The organism is Bradyrhizobium sp. MI1.11, from assembly GCF_055811255.1.
This window is the reverse complement of sequence record NZ_JBVVPM010000067.1, coordinates 1-14,682: the sequence shown is the minus strand read 5'-3', so window position 1 is coordinate 14,682 and position 14,682 is coordinate 1. Positions and strand designations below refer to the sequence as shown.

Below are 14,682 nucleotides of genomic sequence, written 5' to 3'. Positions count from 1 at the left end.
CTCTCTTACGCCACCTCGCGCTCCGGCGCGGATGCCTGCTCGCGGGCCATCGTCGTTGCGGTGACGTAGTCGGTCTTGCCGGTGCCGAGCAATGGCACCTTGTCGACCACCATGATCGCTGCGGGAACGGTCAGCTCGGACGCGCCGATCGTCTTTGCGTGGCCCTGCATGGCGCTACGCTCGGCGTTCTTTTCCGTCGTCAGCAGCACGATGCGCTCGCCCTTGCGCGGGTCCGGGATCGACACCGCGACCGATGCGGCCTGCGGCCACAGCGTCGTCGCGATGTTCTCGACCGCCGACAGCGAGACCATTTCGCCGGCGATCTTGGCAAAGCGCTTGGCGCGTCCCTTGATGGTGATGAAGCCGGCCGGGTCGATCGCGACGATGTCGCCGGTGTCGTGCCAACCCTCGGCGAGCGGTTCGAGCACGCCCGGATTTTCGGCCCGCAAGTATCCGAGCATCACGTTGGGGCCGCGCACCGACAGGCGTCCACCTTCCTCGATGCCGGGGACGGGGTCGAGGCGGCTTTCCATCAGCGGCGACAGGCGGCCGACCGTGCCGGGACGATTGGCCATGGGCGTGTTCATCGCCAGCACCGGCGCGGTCTCGGTGACGCCATAGCCTTCGAGGATGCGGATGCCGTAACGCTCCATGAAGACCTGCCGGGTGCGATCCTTGACCGCCTCGGCGCCGGCGATCACCAGGCGCAGGGTGCGGAAGTCGTAGGCATGGGCCGAGCGTGCATAGCCGGTGAGGAACGTGTCGGTGCCGAACAGGATCGTGGCGCCGGTCTGGTAGATCAGCTCGGGAACGATCCGGTAGTGCAGCGGCGAGGGGTACATGTAGATCGGAATGCCCGCGAGCAGCGGCATCACCATTCCGCCGGTCAGCCCGAAAGAATGGAACACCGGCAGCACGTTGAACACCTTGTCATTGGCGTTGGCATCGACCCGCGCCAGCGCCTGTGCGGCGTTGGCAAGGATATTGCGGTGGGACAGCACCACTCCCTTCGGCGTGCCTTCCGAGCCCGACGTGAACAGCACGACGGCCGGATCGCCCGCCTGGCGGACGACGCGCGGCGTGGTACCGGCGAGCAGGCCCTTGATCTTGTCGGCCGTGCCGATCGAAGCACGGACGTCCTCGAGATAGACCATTCGGGCCTCTGCGGAGATCGCGGCCATCAACTTGTCGAGCTTGCCCTTCTCGATGAAGGCTTTCGACGTCAGCACGGTCTTGACCTGCGCGGCTTTCATGGCGGCGAGCACGTTGACCGGGCCGGCCGAGAAGTTCAGCATCGCCGGCACCCGGCCGATATTCTGCAGCGCCATGAAGACGACGGCGACTCCTGCGGAATTCGGCAGCAGCACGCCGACATTCTCACCGACAGCGGTGCCGTTCTCCAGCTTGCGGCTCAAGACCTGGGCGCCCAGGATCAGCTTGCGATAGGTCAGCTTGGTGCCGAGCGCGTCCTCGACGATGACCTTGCCGGTGTCGCGGTCGCGATAGGCGTGTCCGAGCGCTTCGAAGAGAGTGTGATCGAGCATGGCGTTCTTCACCATGGCGTCGATCATCACGTCCTGAAGTGCTGCGCCCGCGGCATTGCGGCGCGTCTTGCCCTTGAGCGACGGATCGACCGGCAGCTTAACCGGCGGCAGGATGGTGACGGTCACCCGCGGAAACCACGTGCGCTTGATCTGGCTGCCGTTGAGATAGCTGAGATGCGAGCGTTGGGCGCCTTCGATGCGGATCGGGACGACGACCGCGTCGGCCTTGTCCGCGATCATCGCGGTGCCGTCATAGACCTTCATCAGCGAGCCGGAGACGGTGATGCGTCCCTCCGGGAAGATCACCACCGGCTCTCCGGCGGCGACGAGCTTGATGAGGTCGCGCGCGGCCAGCGGCTTGCTGGGGTCCATGGTGTAGTGCTTGACCACCCGCAGGAACGGCTTGGCCCACCAGGCCTTGGCGATGCCGGTATCAACCGCGAAGCTCGCGTCGATCGGCAGCACGGCGTGCAGCAGCGGGCCGTCGATCAGGCTGACATGGTTGGGCGCGATCAGCATGCGCGTGCCAGCAGGCGGCAGGTTCTCCAGCCCGCGGACCTCGGTGCGGAACAGCGCGCGGAACAGCAGCCCGCCAAAGTCGCGAACGCCTTCCTTGCCCCACTTCGTCAGCACGAACCAGACTGCGCCGAAGCTGGCGACGCCGAGGCCGAAGAAAATCCAGCCGATGTGCAATCCGCCGGCCTGCAACAGCGCGACGAACAGCGAGCCGGCTACCATGAAGGCGGCCTGCAGCACGTTTCCGGCGGCGATGATGCGGGCGCGCTCGGAGGGGGCGGACCAGGCCTGGACGGCGGCGAAGGAAGGCACGACGAACAGCCCGCCGCCGAATGCGAAGGCGACGAAATCGACCAGCATGCGCAGGCCCGCGAACGAGGTCGCGAAGTCGGCGGCGGTGATGTCCTGGCCCTTGGCGGTCACGCCGATCGCCCAGGCGAGGTCGAGGCCGGCAAACCCCATCATGATGGCGCCGATCGGCACCAGCGCGAGGTTCGGGCGAACATGGCTCAGATTCGCGGCGAACAGCGAGCCGATGGCAATGCCGATTGCGAAGATCGCGAGACACAACGTCACCACGCCCTCGGTGCCACCGATGACCTCCTTGACCAGCGCCGGCAGCAGCGAGAGCACGATGGCGCCCACCAGCCAGAACCAGGAGACGATCACGGTGCCGTCCCACAGCCGATGGTCGGCGTGCAAGGTCTTCAACAGGCCGAGCGTCGAGGTCCAGGGATTGCCGTTGACCGGCAGATCGGGTGCGGACGGCGTCGTCGCGGGAATGCGGGAGGCGAAGGCCCAGGACAGCAGGGCCAGCACGACCACGGCCGATGCGACCCAGCCCATATGCGCGGAGCCGGCCACGAACTGGCCGCCGGCAACGGTGCCGAGCAGGATGGCCATGAAGGTCGCGCCTTCGACCAGCGCGTTGCCGGTCGCGAGCTCGCCGAGCTCGAGCTGGTCCGGCAGCATCGAATATTTCACGGGACCGAACAGCGCGGCGATGACGCCGAACAGTGCGAGCGCTGCGAACAGCAGCGGCACCGAGTGCAGGAAGAAACCGGCCGCGGCAAAGCCCGCGGCAAAGATCTCGGCGAATTTGAGCCGCCTTGCGACGACGGATTTGACATATTTGTCGGCGAGCTGGCCGCCGAGCCCGGACAGGATGAAGTAGGGGAAGATGAAGACGGCGCCCGCGACCGTCACCAGCGCATCTCCGTGGCCGCTCGCGGCACTGTAAAGCAGGATGATGACGAGTGCGTTCTTGAGCACGTTGTCGTTCAGCGCCGAGAAGAATTGCGCCCAGAACAGCGGCGCGAAGCCGCGTGACGACATCAAATCCCTGATCATGACTAGTCCTGTTTTGGAAACGCTGTCTGAGGTTGTTTCATTGTCCGATGGGCGTCGGGACCGGAGGAGATGCGACGGGCATTTGCGGGTTGACGACGATCGTCCCCGGCCTGCTCTACGCCTTTGCCTTCCGATCCTGTTGGTCTCCGCGTGGCGACATTTGGTTCGCAAATGGTTGGTCGCGGCTCTATCACGCTCCGGCAAGGAGGCGTGCGCGCCTCAGGTGAGATGGGCGAGGCGGCGAAAGGGCGAGAGGCGGCCGAGCAGGTTAAAGCGGCGGCCCTCACGACGAACGCGGCGGTTGGCCCGCCACATCCGGAAGGTCGCGCGGCGCTCGGTCAGGACGCCGGCAATGTCGCAGGCATTTGCGATGCGATCGATCGGCCCCATTGCGAGCCGCAGGAGGGCGCGGCCAAATCCGGTCACGAGAGCTGTGGCGTCATCGACGAAGGTGGAGGCGATATCAACAGCGAGGGTTTGCATTTTGAAGGTCTCCGGGCTAACTTGAACATTGTTCAGATGAGTAGCCTGAAAATGAACAATGTTCAAGACGAATCGTTGCGAGACCGAAAAAAATCTCGACGGCGGCAGCAGATCGTGGAGATCGCTCGCAGCATTATTGCCACTAAACGGCTGAAATCGTTGAAAGTCCGGGACGTCGCTGACGCCGCCGGCTGCTCGGTTGGAAGTGTCTATAACGAGTTCGGCGACTTTGACGGCGTAATCCTGACCGTGAATCGGGAGACCGTTAATGCCCTAACGGTGCGGCTGGGCCAAGTTCCAGCCGAGGATCCGGTTCGCCAGCTCTATGGGCTGGCTGCGACCTACCTCGAATTCTTCGCGGAGCACGCCAATCTGCTGCGCTCGCTGTTCGAACATCGGATGGAGGACGACCGCCCTTACCCCGATGACATCCTTCAGATGGTGATGGAGGCCTTCGCGCTGATGCATGCGCCCCTGGTGCGGCTGCTTCCGAAGGCAGACGACGTGCAGATCGCGCTGCTGTCACGCACACTGTTTTCCGCCGTGCACGGGATCATCTCGCTCGGCCTCGAAGAGCGCATGGTGGCCGTACCGCCGCAGATGCTGCGCCAGCAGGTCGAACAATTTCTGGATGCGCATCTCGCGGGGCTCGGGATTCTGCCAATGCGATAACGTGCTGAGCGCTGCTATGCGCTGGCGGCCTTGCGCTGCCGCGAGGTGACGACGACGACGTCCGTCGTCCCGTTGTCGACCTGAACACGGTTGCGTCCGTTCTCCTTGGCGCGATAGCAGGCGGCATCCGCGCGCCGCATCGCGTCCTCGAGCGTGGCGTTGCCGTCGGTGATGCAGGCAACGCCGATACTGGCCGTCACTGCAAAGCAACGATCGTCCCAGGCGAAGACGGATAGCTCGAGCGACCGGCGCAGCCGTTCGGCGATATCCACGGCGTCGTACGGCGTGCATCGGGGAAGGATTAAGCCGAATTCGTCACCGCCGAGCCGGGCCACCAGGTCATGCGGCCGCCGCTCCTGTAGCAGGAGGCGCGAAATCTGGCGGAGCAGACGGTCGCCGGCGAGGTGACCGCAACTGTCGTTGACGTCCTTGAACTGGTCGAGATCGAGCAGGATCAGGCCCACCGAACCCGCCGCGGTGTCGTCCAACTCGCTTTGCAGGCGGGCCTCGAAGGCGCGACGGTTGGACAGGCCGGTCAGCCAGTCGTGCGACGCCTGCCAGGCCAGGCGCTCTTTCTCGGCATGCAGGGCATCCTCGAACGCCTGTCGTTGCAGCACCAATCGCCGCGTGTGCCAGATCAGGAGCAGGATCAGCGTCGCGGCTGTGACGATATTGACGCCAGTCAGCGTCATCTTGATGGCGCGCGAGCCTTCACCGAGAACGGTGGAGAACCGCTTGGCGTGCACCGTGAACTGAGTGTTGAGCTCCGACAGCCGCGACGACAACAATTGCCGGCGCTTGCCGTCCTGAACCGGCCCGTTCTTCGACTCTGACCGGATGACCTCGCCGAACACGCTCAGCTCCAGCAGCATGGGGTCGGTGGCAGCCCACTCACGGATCGCTTCCTTGAGAAAGCTGACCTGTTTGAAGTAGCGAAACAGCCATATCAGTCCCGGCACGTCATCGGGATGGTTGCCGCCTTGCAGGAAGCCGATGCGAGCGGCCTCGACGTCGACCGGATCGCGCTCGAGCGCCCAGCGCGCGAACTCGTCGCCGATGGGAACGGCCAGCGAGGTCTGATATTGCGCAAACTGGCTGGCGTCGCCCGAATGCAGATAGAGATTGAGGAAATAGACGGCGTTCTTCTGCGAGCGCGACCATAGCGCTTCGCCCGCGACATAGGCGCGGACCGAGGACATAACCTCCAGGCTGAATCCGGCGATCGCCGCCTGCAGCAGAACGACCGTGACGAAAGGCGAGACGAGTTTGACGACGTGAAGGAAGTTGCGTCCCTTCGTTGACGGCGCTGTTCTGCGAAACACGTTGCGTTTCCCCAAGTCGCTCAACGACCCCAGCGGAGCGATCCGCTCATAACGCGGATTACGCGCGAAAGGTGCTTAACTCGACTTGAAAATGCCGGGAGACTGCGTCGCAGGGTGAAGGCGTTGTGAAGCGGATGCTGGCAGATCGTTGCAAATGCCGTCGAACCGGAACTGACGCGACATCGGCGAGCCGATGTCGCGCATTCGCCCCAAGTGGTTTACCCGATGGAGAGATTGCCCTGCCGCTAGACCAGCACCGGCTTGCGCACGCGGCCGGCGTCGCCGAAGACGCGCAAATAGCGCTCGATCTCCGAAGGCAGGCCGGTCGCCTTCTCGGGATTGTCGGAGAGCTTGACGGCCGGATGTCCGTCGACCGATGACACCTTGCAGACCAGCGAAATCGGATCGAGATTGAACGATCCGTCCGGCGTGCAGCCGACGAAATCATTGGTGAGATTGGTGCCCCAGCCGAACGAGAGCCGCACCCGGCCGGTGAAGTGGTGGTAGGTCTCCTCGATCGAGCCAACGTCCATCGCGTCGGAGAACACCAGCAGCTTGTCCCTGGGATTGCGGCCCTTCTGCTCCCACCATTTGATGATCTCCTCGCCGGCCTGGATCGGCGGCGCGCTGTCGGGGCGGAAGCCGGTCCAGTCTGCAACCCATTCCGGCGCATCGCGCAGGAACGCCTTGGTGCCAAAGGCGTCGGGCAGCGCGATCAGGAGGTTGCCGCCATAGGTCTGGCGCCACTGGTCGAGGATGCGATAGGGCGCCCAGCGCAATTCCTCGTCGTCCTTGGCGAGCGCCGCGGCGACCATCGGCAGTTCATGGGCGTTGGTGCCGATGGCTTCGAGATCGTTGTCCATCGCGAGCAGCACGTTGGAGGTGCCGATGAAGGACGGGCCGAGGCCTTCCTTCACGGCCTCCACGCACCAGCGCTGCCAAAGGAAGCCGTGGCGGCGACGGGTGCCGAAATCGGAGAGCCGCAAGCCATCCAGCTTGCGCAGCCGCTCCACCTTGGTCCACAGCTTGGCCTTGGCGCGGGCATAGAGCACGTCGAGCTCGAAGCGGCCGCGGCCCTTCATCGCTGCGCGCGAGCGCAATTCGTTGAGGATGGCGAGCGCAGGAATCTCCCACATCGTGGTATGGCTCCACGGCCCGTGGAAGTGCAGCTCGTACTGGCCTTCGACCTTGCGCAGCTCGTATTCGGGCAGCCGGAATTCGGCGAGCCAGCGGATGAAGTCCGCCGAGAACATGTGGGTCTTGCCATAGAAAGTGTTACCGGCAAGCCAGATCAGCTCTTTCTTGGTGAAGCGGATGGTGCGGGCGTGGTCGAGCTGGGCGCGCAGCTCGCCCTCGTCGATGATTTCGGCGAGCCGCACATGGCGCGATCGGTTGATGACCGAGAATGTCACCTGCTGATGCGGGTAAGATTCCCGAATCATTTGCAACATCAATAGTTTGTAGAAGTCGGTATCAAGCAGGCTGCGGATGATGGGATCCAGCCGCCAGCTGTGATTATAGGTTCGGCTCGCAATGTCGGTCACTGTCATGGGGGAATTCTAGCGTGGCTCCCGGTGCGCAACCAGTGGATTTGGCGAAGGGCAGGTCACCGCCGAGCATCCGGTTGCGCGAGGGCGGCTCGAAATCGCCCAGAGAGCCCGTTCGCGTACCGGTCTGCGGATGGCCGGGTGGCCTACCTGGCTTCGGACCCTCCCGTGAGCGTGACGCGGGGGCCGTGCCGATCGTTGCCCGTGTTGAGCGTATTCGCGATTGGAACGAGGAGAGAAAGGACCGACGGCGTTACCGAGAACAGGTTCGACGAACTGGTCGCCGACCGTTGCCGGCCGAGGAGCAGGGCGGCGTCGCCGGCATATCGAACGATCATTTGCCGGCAAATGGGAACGGGCCTTCGACACCGATGAGTGGTCCGGCGCCAAGGAAGCTCGCGCGCGTATCGCGCAATGTCGAGAGCGTTGTGGAAAAGCTGGTGATCGCCGGAAAGCCAGGCAACGCAACACCAGTGCTCGTCGCAGCCCGGACGTCCGAGCTTGAGCTCCGGGTGACGAATTCGGCAACGCGAAGGCTTGCGGCATATGCCCGCGACGGATTTCTGGCCCGTTGCGAAACAGCAGCGATCGCCGGGACTACGGAATTGTCCTGCTGTGATCGGGCCCCGGTCCAGGCAGGTTCGCTCGTCGCGCGTTCGCCTTGCGATTGCGAGCGTGCAGAGCCGTTGTCTACACTTCCCGTCGGCTCAGAAACGCCAGCCGCTCGAACAGATGCACGTCCTGCTCGTTCTTGAGCAGCGCACCGTGCAGCGGCGGGATCAGCTTGCGCGGATCGCGTTCGCGCAACTGCTCGACGCTCATGTCTTCGTTGAGCAGCAGCTTGAGCCAGTCGAGCAGCTCCGAGGTCGACGGCTTCTTCTTCAACCCGGGCACTTCGCGGACCTCGAAGAAGATGCGCAGGGCTTCCTCGACCAGCCGCTTCTTGATGCCGGGGAAGTGGACATCGACGATCCGGGTCATGGTATCGGCATCGGGGAACTTGATGTAGTGGAAGAAGCAGCGGCGCAGGAACGCGTCCGGCAGCTCCTTCTCGTTGTTGGAGGTGATCATCATGATCGGGCGCTGCTTGGCCTTGATCGTCTCGCCGGTCTCGTAGACATGGAATTCCATGCGGTCGAGCTCGAGCAAAAGATCGTTCGGGAATTCGATATCGGCCTTGTCGATCTCGTCGATCAGCAGCACCGGGCGCTGCTCGGCGGTGAAGGCATCCCACAGCTTGCCGCGCTTGATGTAGTTCTTGATGTCAGACACGCGCGCATCGCCCAGCTGGCTGTCGCGCAGGCGCGACACCGCGTCGTATTCGTAGAGGCCTTGCTGTGCCTTGGTGGTGGACTTGATGTGCCAGGTCAGAAGCGGGGCGTTCAGCGCCTTCGCCACTTCCTCCGCCAGCACCGTCTTGCCGGTGCCGGGCTCGCCCTTGATGAGCAGCGGGCGCTCCAGCACGATCGAGGCATTGACCGCGACCTTGAGATCGTCGGTCGCAACATAGTCCTTGGTGCCGGTAAATTTCATCGCGCGTCCTTGTTGGTCGTCGTCCCGGCATTGCCCCGGTCGCGACATGGGAACGGCCGCGCGTGGCGGCCGTTCCTGGTTCGGTCAGGCTTTCAGACCCGTTTTATCAGCGAAAGGATGACGAGCACAATCACCGCGCCGATCGTGGCATCCACGATGGCTCCGACCGTGCCCGTTGCGAGCTGGATATGCAGCTGAGGGAGAATCCAGCTCGCCACGAGTGCACCGATGATGCCGACGACGATGTTGCCGATCAGCCCAAATCCCGCCCCATGGACAATCTTGCCGGCAAGCCAGCCTGCGATCGCGCCAATGATGAGCGCTGCGAGAATTCCCATTGCAAACGTCCCCAAAACAACCCCGTGAGACCGCCAATTCTAGAGCAAAAACCCTCCCGGTCCAGCGCAGAGCAGTGGCCTCCGCCCCTTGACGTTCGCCCCCCGACGGGCAATCTGTCACCCATGTTCCTGCAATTCTTCACCTCTCTGCGCGACGCGCAGGTCCCCGTGACGCTGCGCGAATACCTCACGCTGATGGAGGCGCTCGATGCTGATCTGTCGGACTATTCGGTCGAGAATTTCTATTATCTGTCGCGCACCTCGCTGGTGAAGGACGAGCGCAACCTCGACAAGTTCGATCGCGTCTTCGGCACCGTGTTCAAGGGACTGGAAAGCCTGCTCGACGCCATGGAGGGGGCCGAGATCCCCGAGGAATGGCTGAAGAAGCTCGCCGAGAAATACCTGACCGACGACGAGAAGAAGCAGATCGAGGCCATGGGCTGGGACAAGCTCATGGAGACCCTGAAGAAGCGCCTCGAGGAGCAGAAGGGCCGCCATCAGGGCGGCTCGAAATGGATCGGCACGGCGGGCACCTCGCCGTTCGGCGCCCATGGCTACAATCCCGAAGGCATACGCATCGGCCAGCACAAGAACCGCAACAACCGCGCCGTGAAGGTGTGGGACAAGCGCGAGTTCAAAGACCTCGACGGCAATGTCGAGCTCGGCATCCGCAACATCAAGGTGGCGCTGCGGCGCCTGCGCAAATTCGCGCGCACCGGCGCGCCTGATGAACTCGACCTCGACACCACCATCCGCGAAACCGCCAATCACGGCTATCTCGACGTGCACATGCGGCCCGAGCGCCGCAACGCGGTGAAGCTGCTGGTGTTCTTCGACATCGGCGGCTCGATGGACGCGCATATCGAGCAGGTGGAGGAGTTGTTCTCGGCGGCGAAGAGCGAGTTCAAGCACATGGAATATTTCTACTTCCACAACTGCCTCTATGAAGGCGTGTGGAAGCAGAACAAGCGCCGCTTCACCGACCGCACCCCGACCTGGGACGTGCTGCACAAATACCCGCACGACTACAAGATCGTGTTCGTCGGTGACGCCTCGATGTCGCCTTACGAGATCATGGTACCCGGCGGCTCGGTCGAGCACGTCAACGAGGAGCCCGGCTCGGTCTGGCTCGACCGCATCATCCGCACCTATCCGCATGCGGTGTGGCTCAACCCTGTGCAGCAGAAGCATTGGGACTATTCGGAATCCACCACCATCATCAAACGCATCTTCGCCAACCGCATGTATCCGATCACGATCGAGGGGCTCGAGGGTGCGATGAAGGAATTGACGCACTAGCTGTTGTCATTCCGGGGCTCGCGCAGCGAGAACCCGGAATCCATCGGGCCGCAGCACGTGTAGACAAATGGATTCCGGGCTCGTGCTGCGCACGCCCCGGAATGACAACAAGAGGGAGAGCCACATGCCCCAGACCATCACCCGCGGCATCAAGGCGCTGATCGACGAGGCCAATGCCGAGATCGAGACGCTCACCGCCAAGGACGCCATCGAGATCTCGAAGAACGGCGACGTCGTTATCGTCGATATCCGCGATCCCCGCGAGATCGAACGCGACGGCCGCATCCCCGGCGCGTTCGCCTGCACCCGTGGCATGCTCGAATTCTGGATCGATCCGCAGAGCCCTTATGCCAAGCCGGTGTTCCAGGAGGACAAGAAGTTCGTCTTCCATTGCGCCGGCGGCCTGCGCTCCGCGCTCGCCGCCAAGACCGCGCAGGACATGGGCCTCAAGCCCGTCGCCCACATCGCCGGCGGCTACGCCGCCTGGCGCGACGCCGGCGGGCCGGTGGAGCAATGGGAGCCGAAGAAGAAGGGGTGAGGGTCCTGCGCTGCCGCTCCAATTTTCGGCGTCATTCCCCGAAGGCGGGGAATCCAGTACGCCGCGGCCTATCGATTGAAGCACAATCGTCTCGGCGTACTGGATCGCCCGTTCCTAGTGCGCAATTGCGCAATGGCCGGGCGATGACAGCGGAATTTGCCGCGCGCCGTATCAAACTCTCTCGCGCTGCGCGCGCACCGTAATGACTGCAAGGAAAAGCCAATGACCACCCCCACCGATCCCCTCGTCTCCACCGAATGGCTCGCCGCCCACATCAACGATGCCAACGTCAAGGTGCTCGACGCCAGCTTCAAGCTGCCGGGCGTGCTGCCGCTGCCGAAGGACGATTACCTCGCCGCGCATCTGCCGGGCGCGGTGTTCTTCGACGTCGATGCGGTCTCGGACCATTCCAACCCGCTGCCGCACATGTATCCGAGCGCCGAGCAGTTCGGCCGCGACGTCGGCCAACTCGGCATCTCCAATGCCGATACTGTCGTGCTCTACGATGCCGGCGGCTGGGTCGCTGCTCCCCGCGCGTGGTGGATGTTCCTGGCCTTCGGCCACGGCAATGTGCGCATTCTCAATGGCGGCCTGAAGAAGTGGCGCGCCGAGGGGCGTCCGGTCGAAAGTGGCGAGGCGAAGCCGAAGCCCGCGACGTTCAAGGCGAGCTACGATTCCAAGCGCGTGCGTAGCATGCAGCAATTGATCGACAACGTCGAAAGCCGCGCCGAGCAGGTGATCGACGCGCGCGCTGCCGACCGGTTCGAAGGCCGGGCGCCGGAGCCGCGCGCAGGCATCCGCTCCGGCCATATCCCGGGCGCTCGCAACGTGCCCTATAACCTGCTGTTCGACGCCGCGACCGGCACGATGAAGCCGCTCGATGATCTCCGCGCGGCCTTCACGAACGCCGGCGTCAGGCTCGATGCGCCGATTGTGACGAGCTGCGGCTCCGGGGTCTCTGCCGGCGTGCTGACGCTGGCGCTTTATCGCCTCGGCATCACTGACACCGCGCTCTACGACGGCTCATGGTCGGAATGGGGCCAGGAAAAGGGACCGCCGATCGCAACGGGGCCGGCGTAACCCTACTGACGTGCGCGCGCGGTCGTCGTTGCGGCGAGGGTGGGTTGCGGCTGCCCGAACGGATCGAGTTGCTGAACCGGCGGCGGCGGACGCCGGACAATGCGGCGGCGCTTCTTCAGCCGATGCGCCCGCGGCTTGGTCGCCTTGCTCTCCGGCGAACTGCTGTCGGCCTTAGAATTGGCCTTGGTCTTCGCCGGCGGATCCTTCCAGGCGGTGGTCGCCGGGTCGTTCAATGCGGCGAACTTCGCGCTCGCCATGTCGAACCTGGACGAAGCCGAGGCTGCGCTGGGAACGTCAGGTATTGGCTTGCTCGTGAGAGCGATCGAAACCGGCTTGGGCTCGGCGATGGATGCGCTGGCGTCGGCCGGAGTAAGCGTGTTGCTTGAGGCCGGCGCCGCGGCGTCCGTCGTCGTCTCGGCCTTGGCCTCGACATTGGCCGGTTCGGCCGGGACGTCAGCCGGAGCTGCAACGACCTGCGGCTGACCGTCGGTCTCGGTTGTCACCACGACGACCGGCTCGGGCTCGCTCATCGGCAGCGCGATGGTCGGGACTTGATCGCGCAGCGACGGCGTCGGATCGGTGGCCGCCTCCGGCTCGGCGCGGAGGACCGCGAGCACCGGCTGGGCCGGCTCGGGAGCTTGTGCAAACACCTGCTCCTGCGGACCATTCCGCCAGGAGGGGTTGCTGACATACTGCTCGTGGCTCGCCCGCAGCAGCGCGGCGGCGCCCAGGCCGAATACCAGGATGGAGGCTGACAGCAGGATCGCGGCAAACAGAAAGCGAAAGCCGGGAAGCATCGAGGGATTGCGAATTTCCGCCCCAGCGGCGAAGTGGCCAGGGCCCATGAGCCATCTGAACGCGGTGACGGTACTGCTTGCCGCGTTCGCCACGCGGGGGATCGAAGCTCAAAGCGGCGGCGAATCAGGCTGATTCGAACATACCGCAACGATTCCGCGCCGTTCCGTAAAAAACAGAGCCGGCTAGTCCAGCAATCTCGGGCGTGGGCTGATTTTCGTCCCGTGATGCAAGGAGGCAACGGTAGTCTTGCGGATCACAAATCGGCAAATCGGGCACAAATCCGCCTGTAATGTCTTGAATGTGCCGCTATCTTCCGTCATCTGGCCGTTAACGGTCCGGACGGGGCCCGGGGACTATACAAGAGCGATGATGATCAAACATTTTCTGACGATATGCGCTGCCGCAACAGTCGCTGCGGCGGGAACCTCGCTCGCACAGGCTCAGAGCTATCCGGTCCAGCAGGCGCCGAGCTATGGCGCGCCAGCCGAATACCGGCCCGGCGACCGCGCGCCGAATTTCGACGCTATGGACGATGAAGACGATTCGATGCCGCAGGCAGCGCTGCCGCCGCCCGGCCCGGATCCGCGCTACGGCCGTCCGCCCGGCGCTCCCCCGGTGTATTCCGCCGCGCCGCCGCAGGGTCCGGTGATGTCGCCGGATGATCCCCGTTATGGCCGTCCCGCAGGTGCCCCCGTCTACTCGGCTGCGCCGCCGCAGGGTCCCGTGACGTCGCCCGACGATCCGCGCTATGGCCGCCCTGCCGGCCCGCCCGCGGTGATCTACGCCGATCGTCCGGCACAGGCGCCCGGCAGTGACGGCCTGCGTCCGCCCGAGGCGGTCGGTGGTCCCGGCGCGACCGGAACGGTCCAGGCCGGTCAGCCGCCCGTGGGTGCCGACGGCCGGCCGATGGCGATCGCCTCGCTGCCGCCCGAGGAGCAGCCTGACGCCGCTCCGGCGCAGCTGCCGCAGAACCTGCGCCGCCAGGAGGTCTCGCTGGCGACCAAGGAGCCGGCCGGAACGCTCATCGTCGATACCCCGAATACCTACCTCTATTACGTGCTCGGCAACGGTCGTGCGATCCGCTACGGCGTCCGCGTCGGCCGCGACGGTTTCACCTGGACGGGCGTGCAGAAGATCACCCGCAAGGCCGAGTGGCCGGATTGGCATCCGCCGACCGAGATGATCGAGCGACAGCCCTATCTGCCGCGCTTCATGGCCGGCGGTCCCGGCAATCCGCTCGGCGCCCGCGCGATGTATCTCGGCTCGACCGTCTACCGCATCCACGGCACCAACCAGCCCTCGACCATCGGCAAGTTCGTGTCCTCCGGCTGCATCGGCATGCTGAACGAGGACGTCTCCGACCTGTTCGATCGCGTCAAGGTCGGCACCCGCGTGGTCGTGATGCCGGGTGGTCCGCCGCCGGGAACTGCGACCGCATCCGCCGCGCCCGTGCCCGGCGCTGCCGGCCCCGCTCCGATGGCCGCGCAGGCCGGCCCGGTCGGAGGCACCCAGCCGACAGTGGTGCCGCCGCTGCCCGCACCGGTCACCGTGCGCTGAATCGGCCTCGCAAGAATTGATCTGATGACGGGGGGGGGGGGGGGGGGGGGGGGGGGGGGGGGGGGGGGGGGGGGGGGGGGGGGGGGGGGGGGGGGGGGGGGGGGG

The 14,682-nt window shown here is 64.8% G+C and carries 11 protein-coding genes; 5 read left to right on the top strand and 6 right to left on the bottom strand.

The features are described from left to right. Positions 1-5 precede the first annotated feature (5 nt). The gene (locus tag AC0L30_RS37185; RefSeq protein ID WP_473406364.1) at positions 6-3,410 is read right to left on the bottom strand and encodes an acyl-[ACP]--phospholipid O-acyltransferase; all 3,405 of its coding nucleotides are present in this window, start codon (positions 3,408-3,410) and stop codon (positions 6-8) included. 534 nt (positions 3,411-3,944) lie between these two features. Here AC0L30_RS37185 and AC0L30_RS37180 point away from each other — a divergent pair. Continuing rightward, positions 3,945-4,565, top strand: coding sequence for a TetR/AcrR family transcriptional regulator (locus tag AC0L30_RS37180; protein ID WP_473406374.1), 621 nt, complete (start codon positions 3,945-3,947; stop codon positions 4,563-4,565). A gap of 14 nt (positions 4,566-4,579) precedes the next feature. On the opposite strand, the gene AC0L30_RS37175 is transcribed toward AC0L30_RS37180, so the two are convergent. From AC0L30_RS37175 to AC0L30_RS37160, 4 genes are all read right to left on the bottom strand, one after another. After that, complete coding sequence (locus AC0L30_RS37175; RefSeq protein ID WP_007600691.1) at positions 4,580-5,887, bottom strand: GGDEF domain-containing protein; 1,308 nt, start codon at positions 5,885-5,887, stop codon at positions 4,580-4,582. A 245-nt stretch (positions 5,888-6,132) separates the two neighbouring features. Continuing rightward, positions 6,133-7,437 carry a nicotinate phosphoribosyltransferase gene (pncB, locus tag AC0L30_RS37170; RefSeq protein WP_007600693.1) on the bottom strand — a complete coding sequence of 435 codons (1,305 nt, stop codon included), beginning with the start codon at positions 7,435-7,437 and terminating at the stop codon, positions 6,133-6,135. 687 nt (positions 7,438-8,124) lie between these two features. Then, entirely contained in the window at positions 8,125-8,967 is an 843-nt protein-coding gene (locus AC0L30_RS37165; RefSeq protein ID WP_007600695.1) for an AAA family ATPase, read from the bottom strand. Between the two features lie 92 nt (positions 8,968-9,059). Further along, positions 9,060-9,305 carry a GlsB/YeaQ/YmgE family stress response membrane protein gene (locus AC0L30_RS37160; RefSeq protein WP_007613712.1) on the bottom strand — a complete coding sequence of 82 codons (246 nt, stop codon included), beginning with the start codon at positions 9,303-9,305 and terminating at the stop codon, positions 9,060-9,062. 123 nt (positions 9,306-9,428) lie between these two features. Between AC0L30_RS37160 and AC0L30_RS37155 the strand changes: the two genes are divergently transcribed. The 3 genes from AC0L30_RS37155 (at position 9,429) to sseA (ending at position 12,222) form a co-directional block, all read left to right on the top strand. Next, a complete protein-coding gene (locus AC0L30_RS37155; RefSeq protein WP_007600698.1) occupies positions 9,429-10,604 on the top strand; it encodes a vWA domain-containing protein in 1,176 nt (391 codons plus the stop codon). Between the two features lie 124 nt (positions 10,605-10,728). Next, positions 10,729-11,142, top strand: coding sequence for a rhodanese-like domain-containing protein (locus AC0L30_RS37150; protein WP_007613708.1), 414 nt, complete (start codon positions 10,729-10,731; stop codon positions 11,140-11,142). A gap of 222 nt (positions 11,143-11,364) precedes the next feature. Beyond that, a complete protein-coding gene (gene sseA, locus AC0L30_RS37145) occupies positions 11,365-12,222 on the top strand; it encodes a 3-mercaptopyruvate sulfurtransferase (RefSeq protein ID WP_473406363.1) in 858 nt (285 codons plus the stop codon). A gap of 2 nt (positions 12,223-12,224) precedes the next feature. On the opposite strand, the gene AC0L30_RS37140 is transcribed toward sseA, so the two are convergent. Next, positions 12,225-13,067, bottom strand: a complete 843-nt coding sequence (locus tag AC0L30_RS37140; RefSeq protein WP_473406362.1) for a hypothetical protein — start codon at positions 13,065-13,067, stop codon at positions 12,225-12,227. A 322-nt stretch (positions 13,068-13,389) separates the two neighbouring features. On the opposite strand from AC0L30_RS37140, the gene AC0L30_RS37135 reads away from it, so the two are divergent. Next, positions 13,390-14,577, top strand: coding sequence for a L,D-transpeptidase family protein (locus AC0L30_RS37135; protein WP_354201073.1), 1,188 nt, complete (start codon positions 13,390-13,392; stop codon positions 14,575-14,577). Positions 14,578-14,682: the final 105 nt, after the last annotated feature.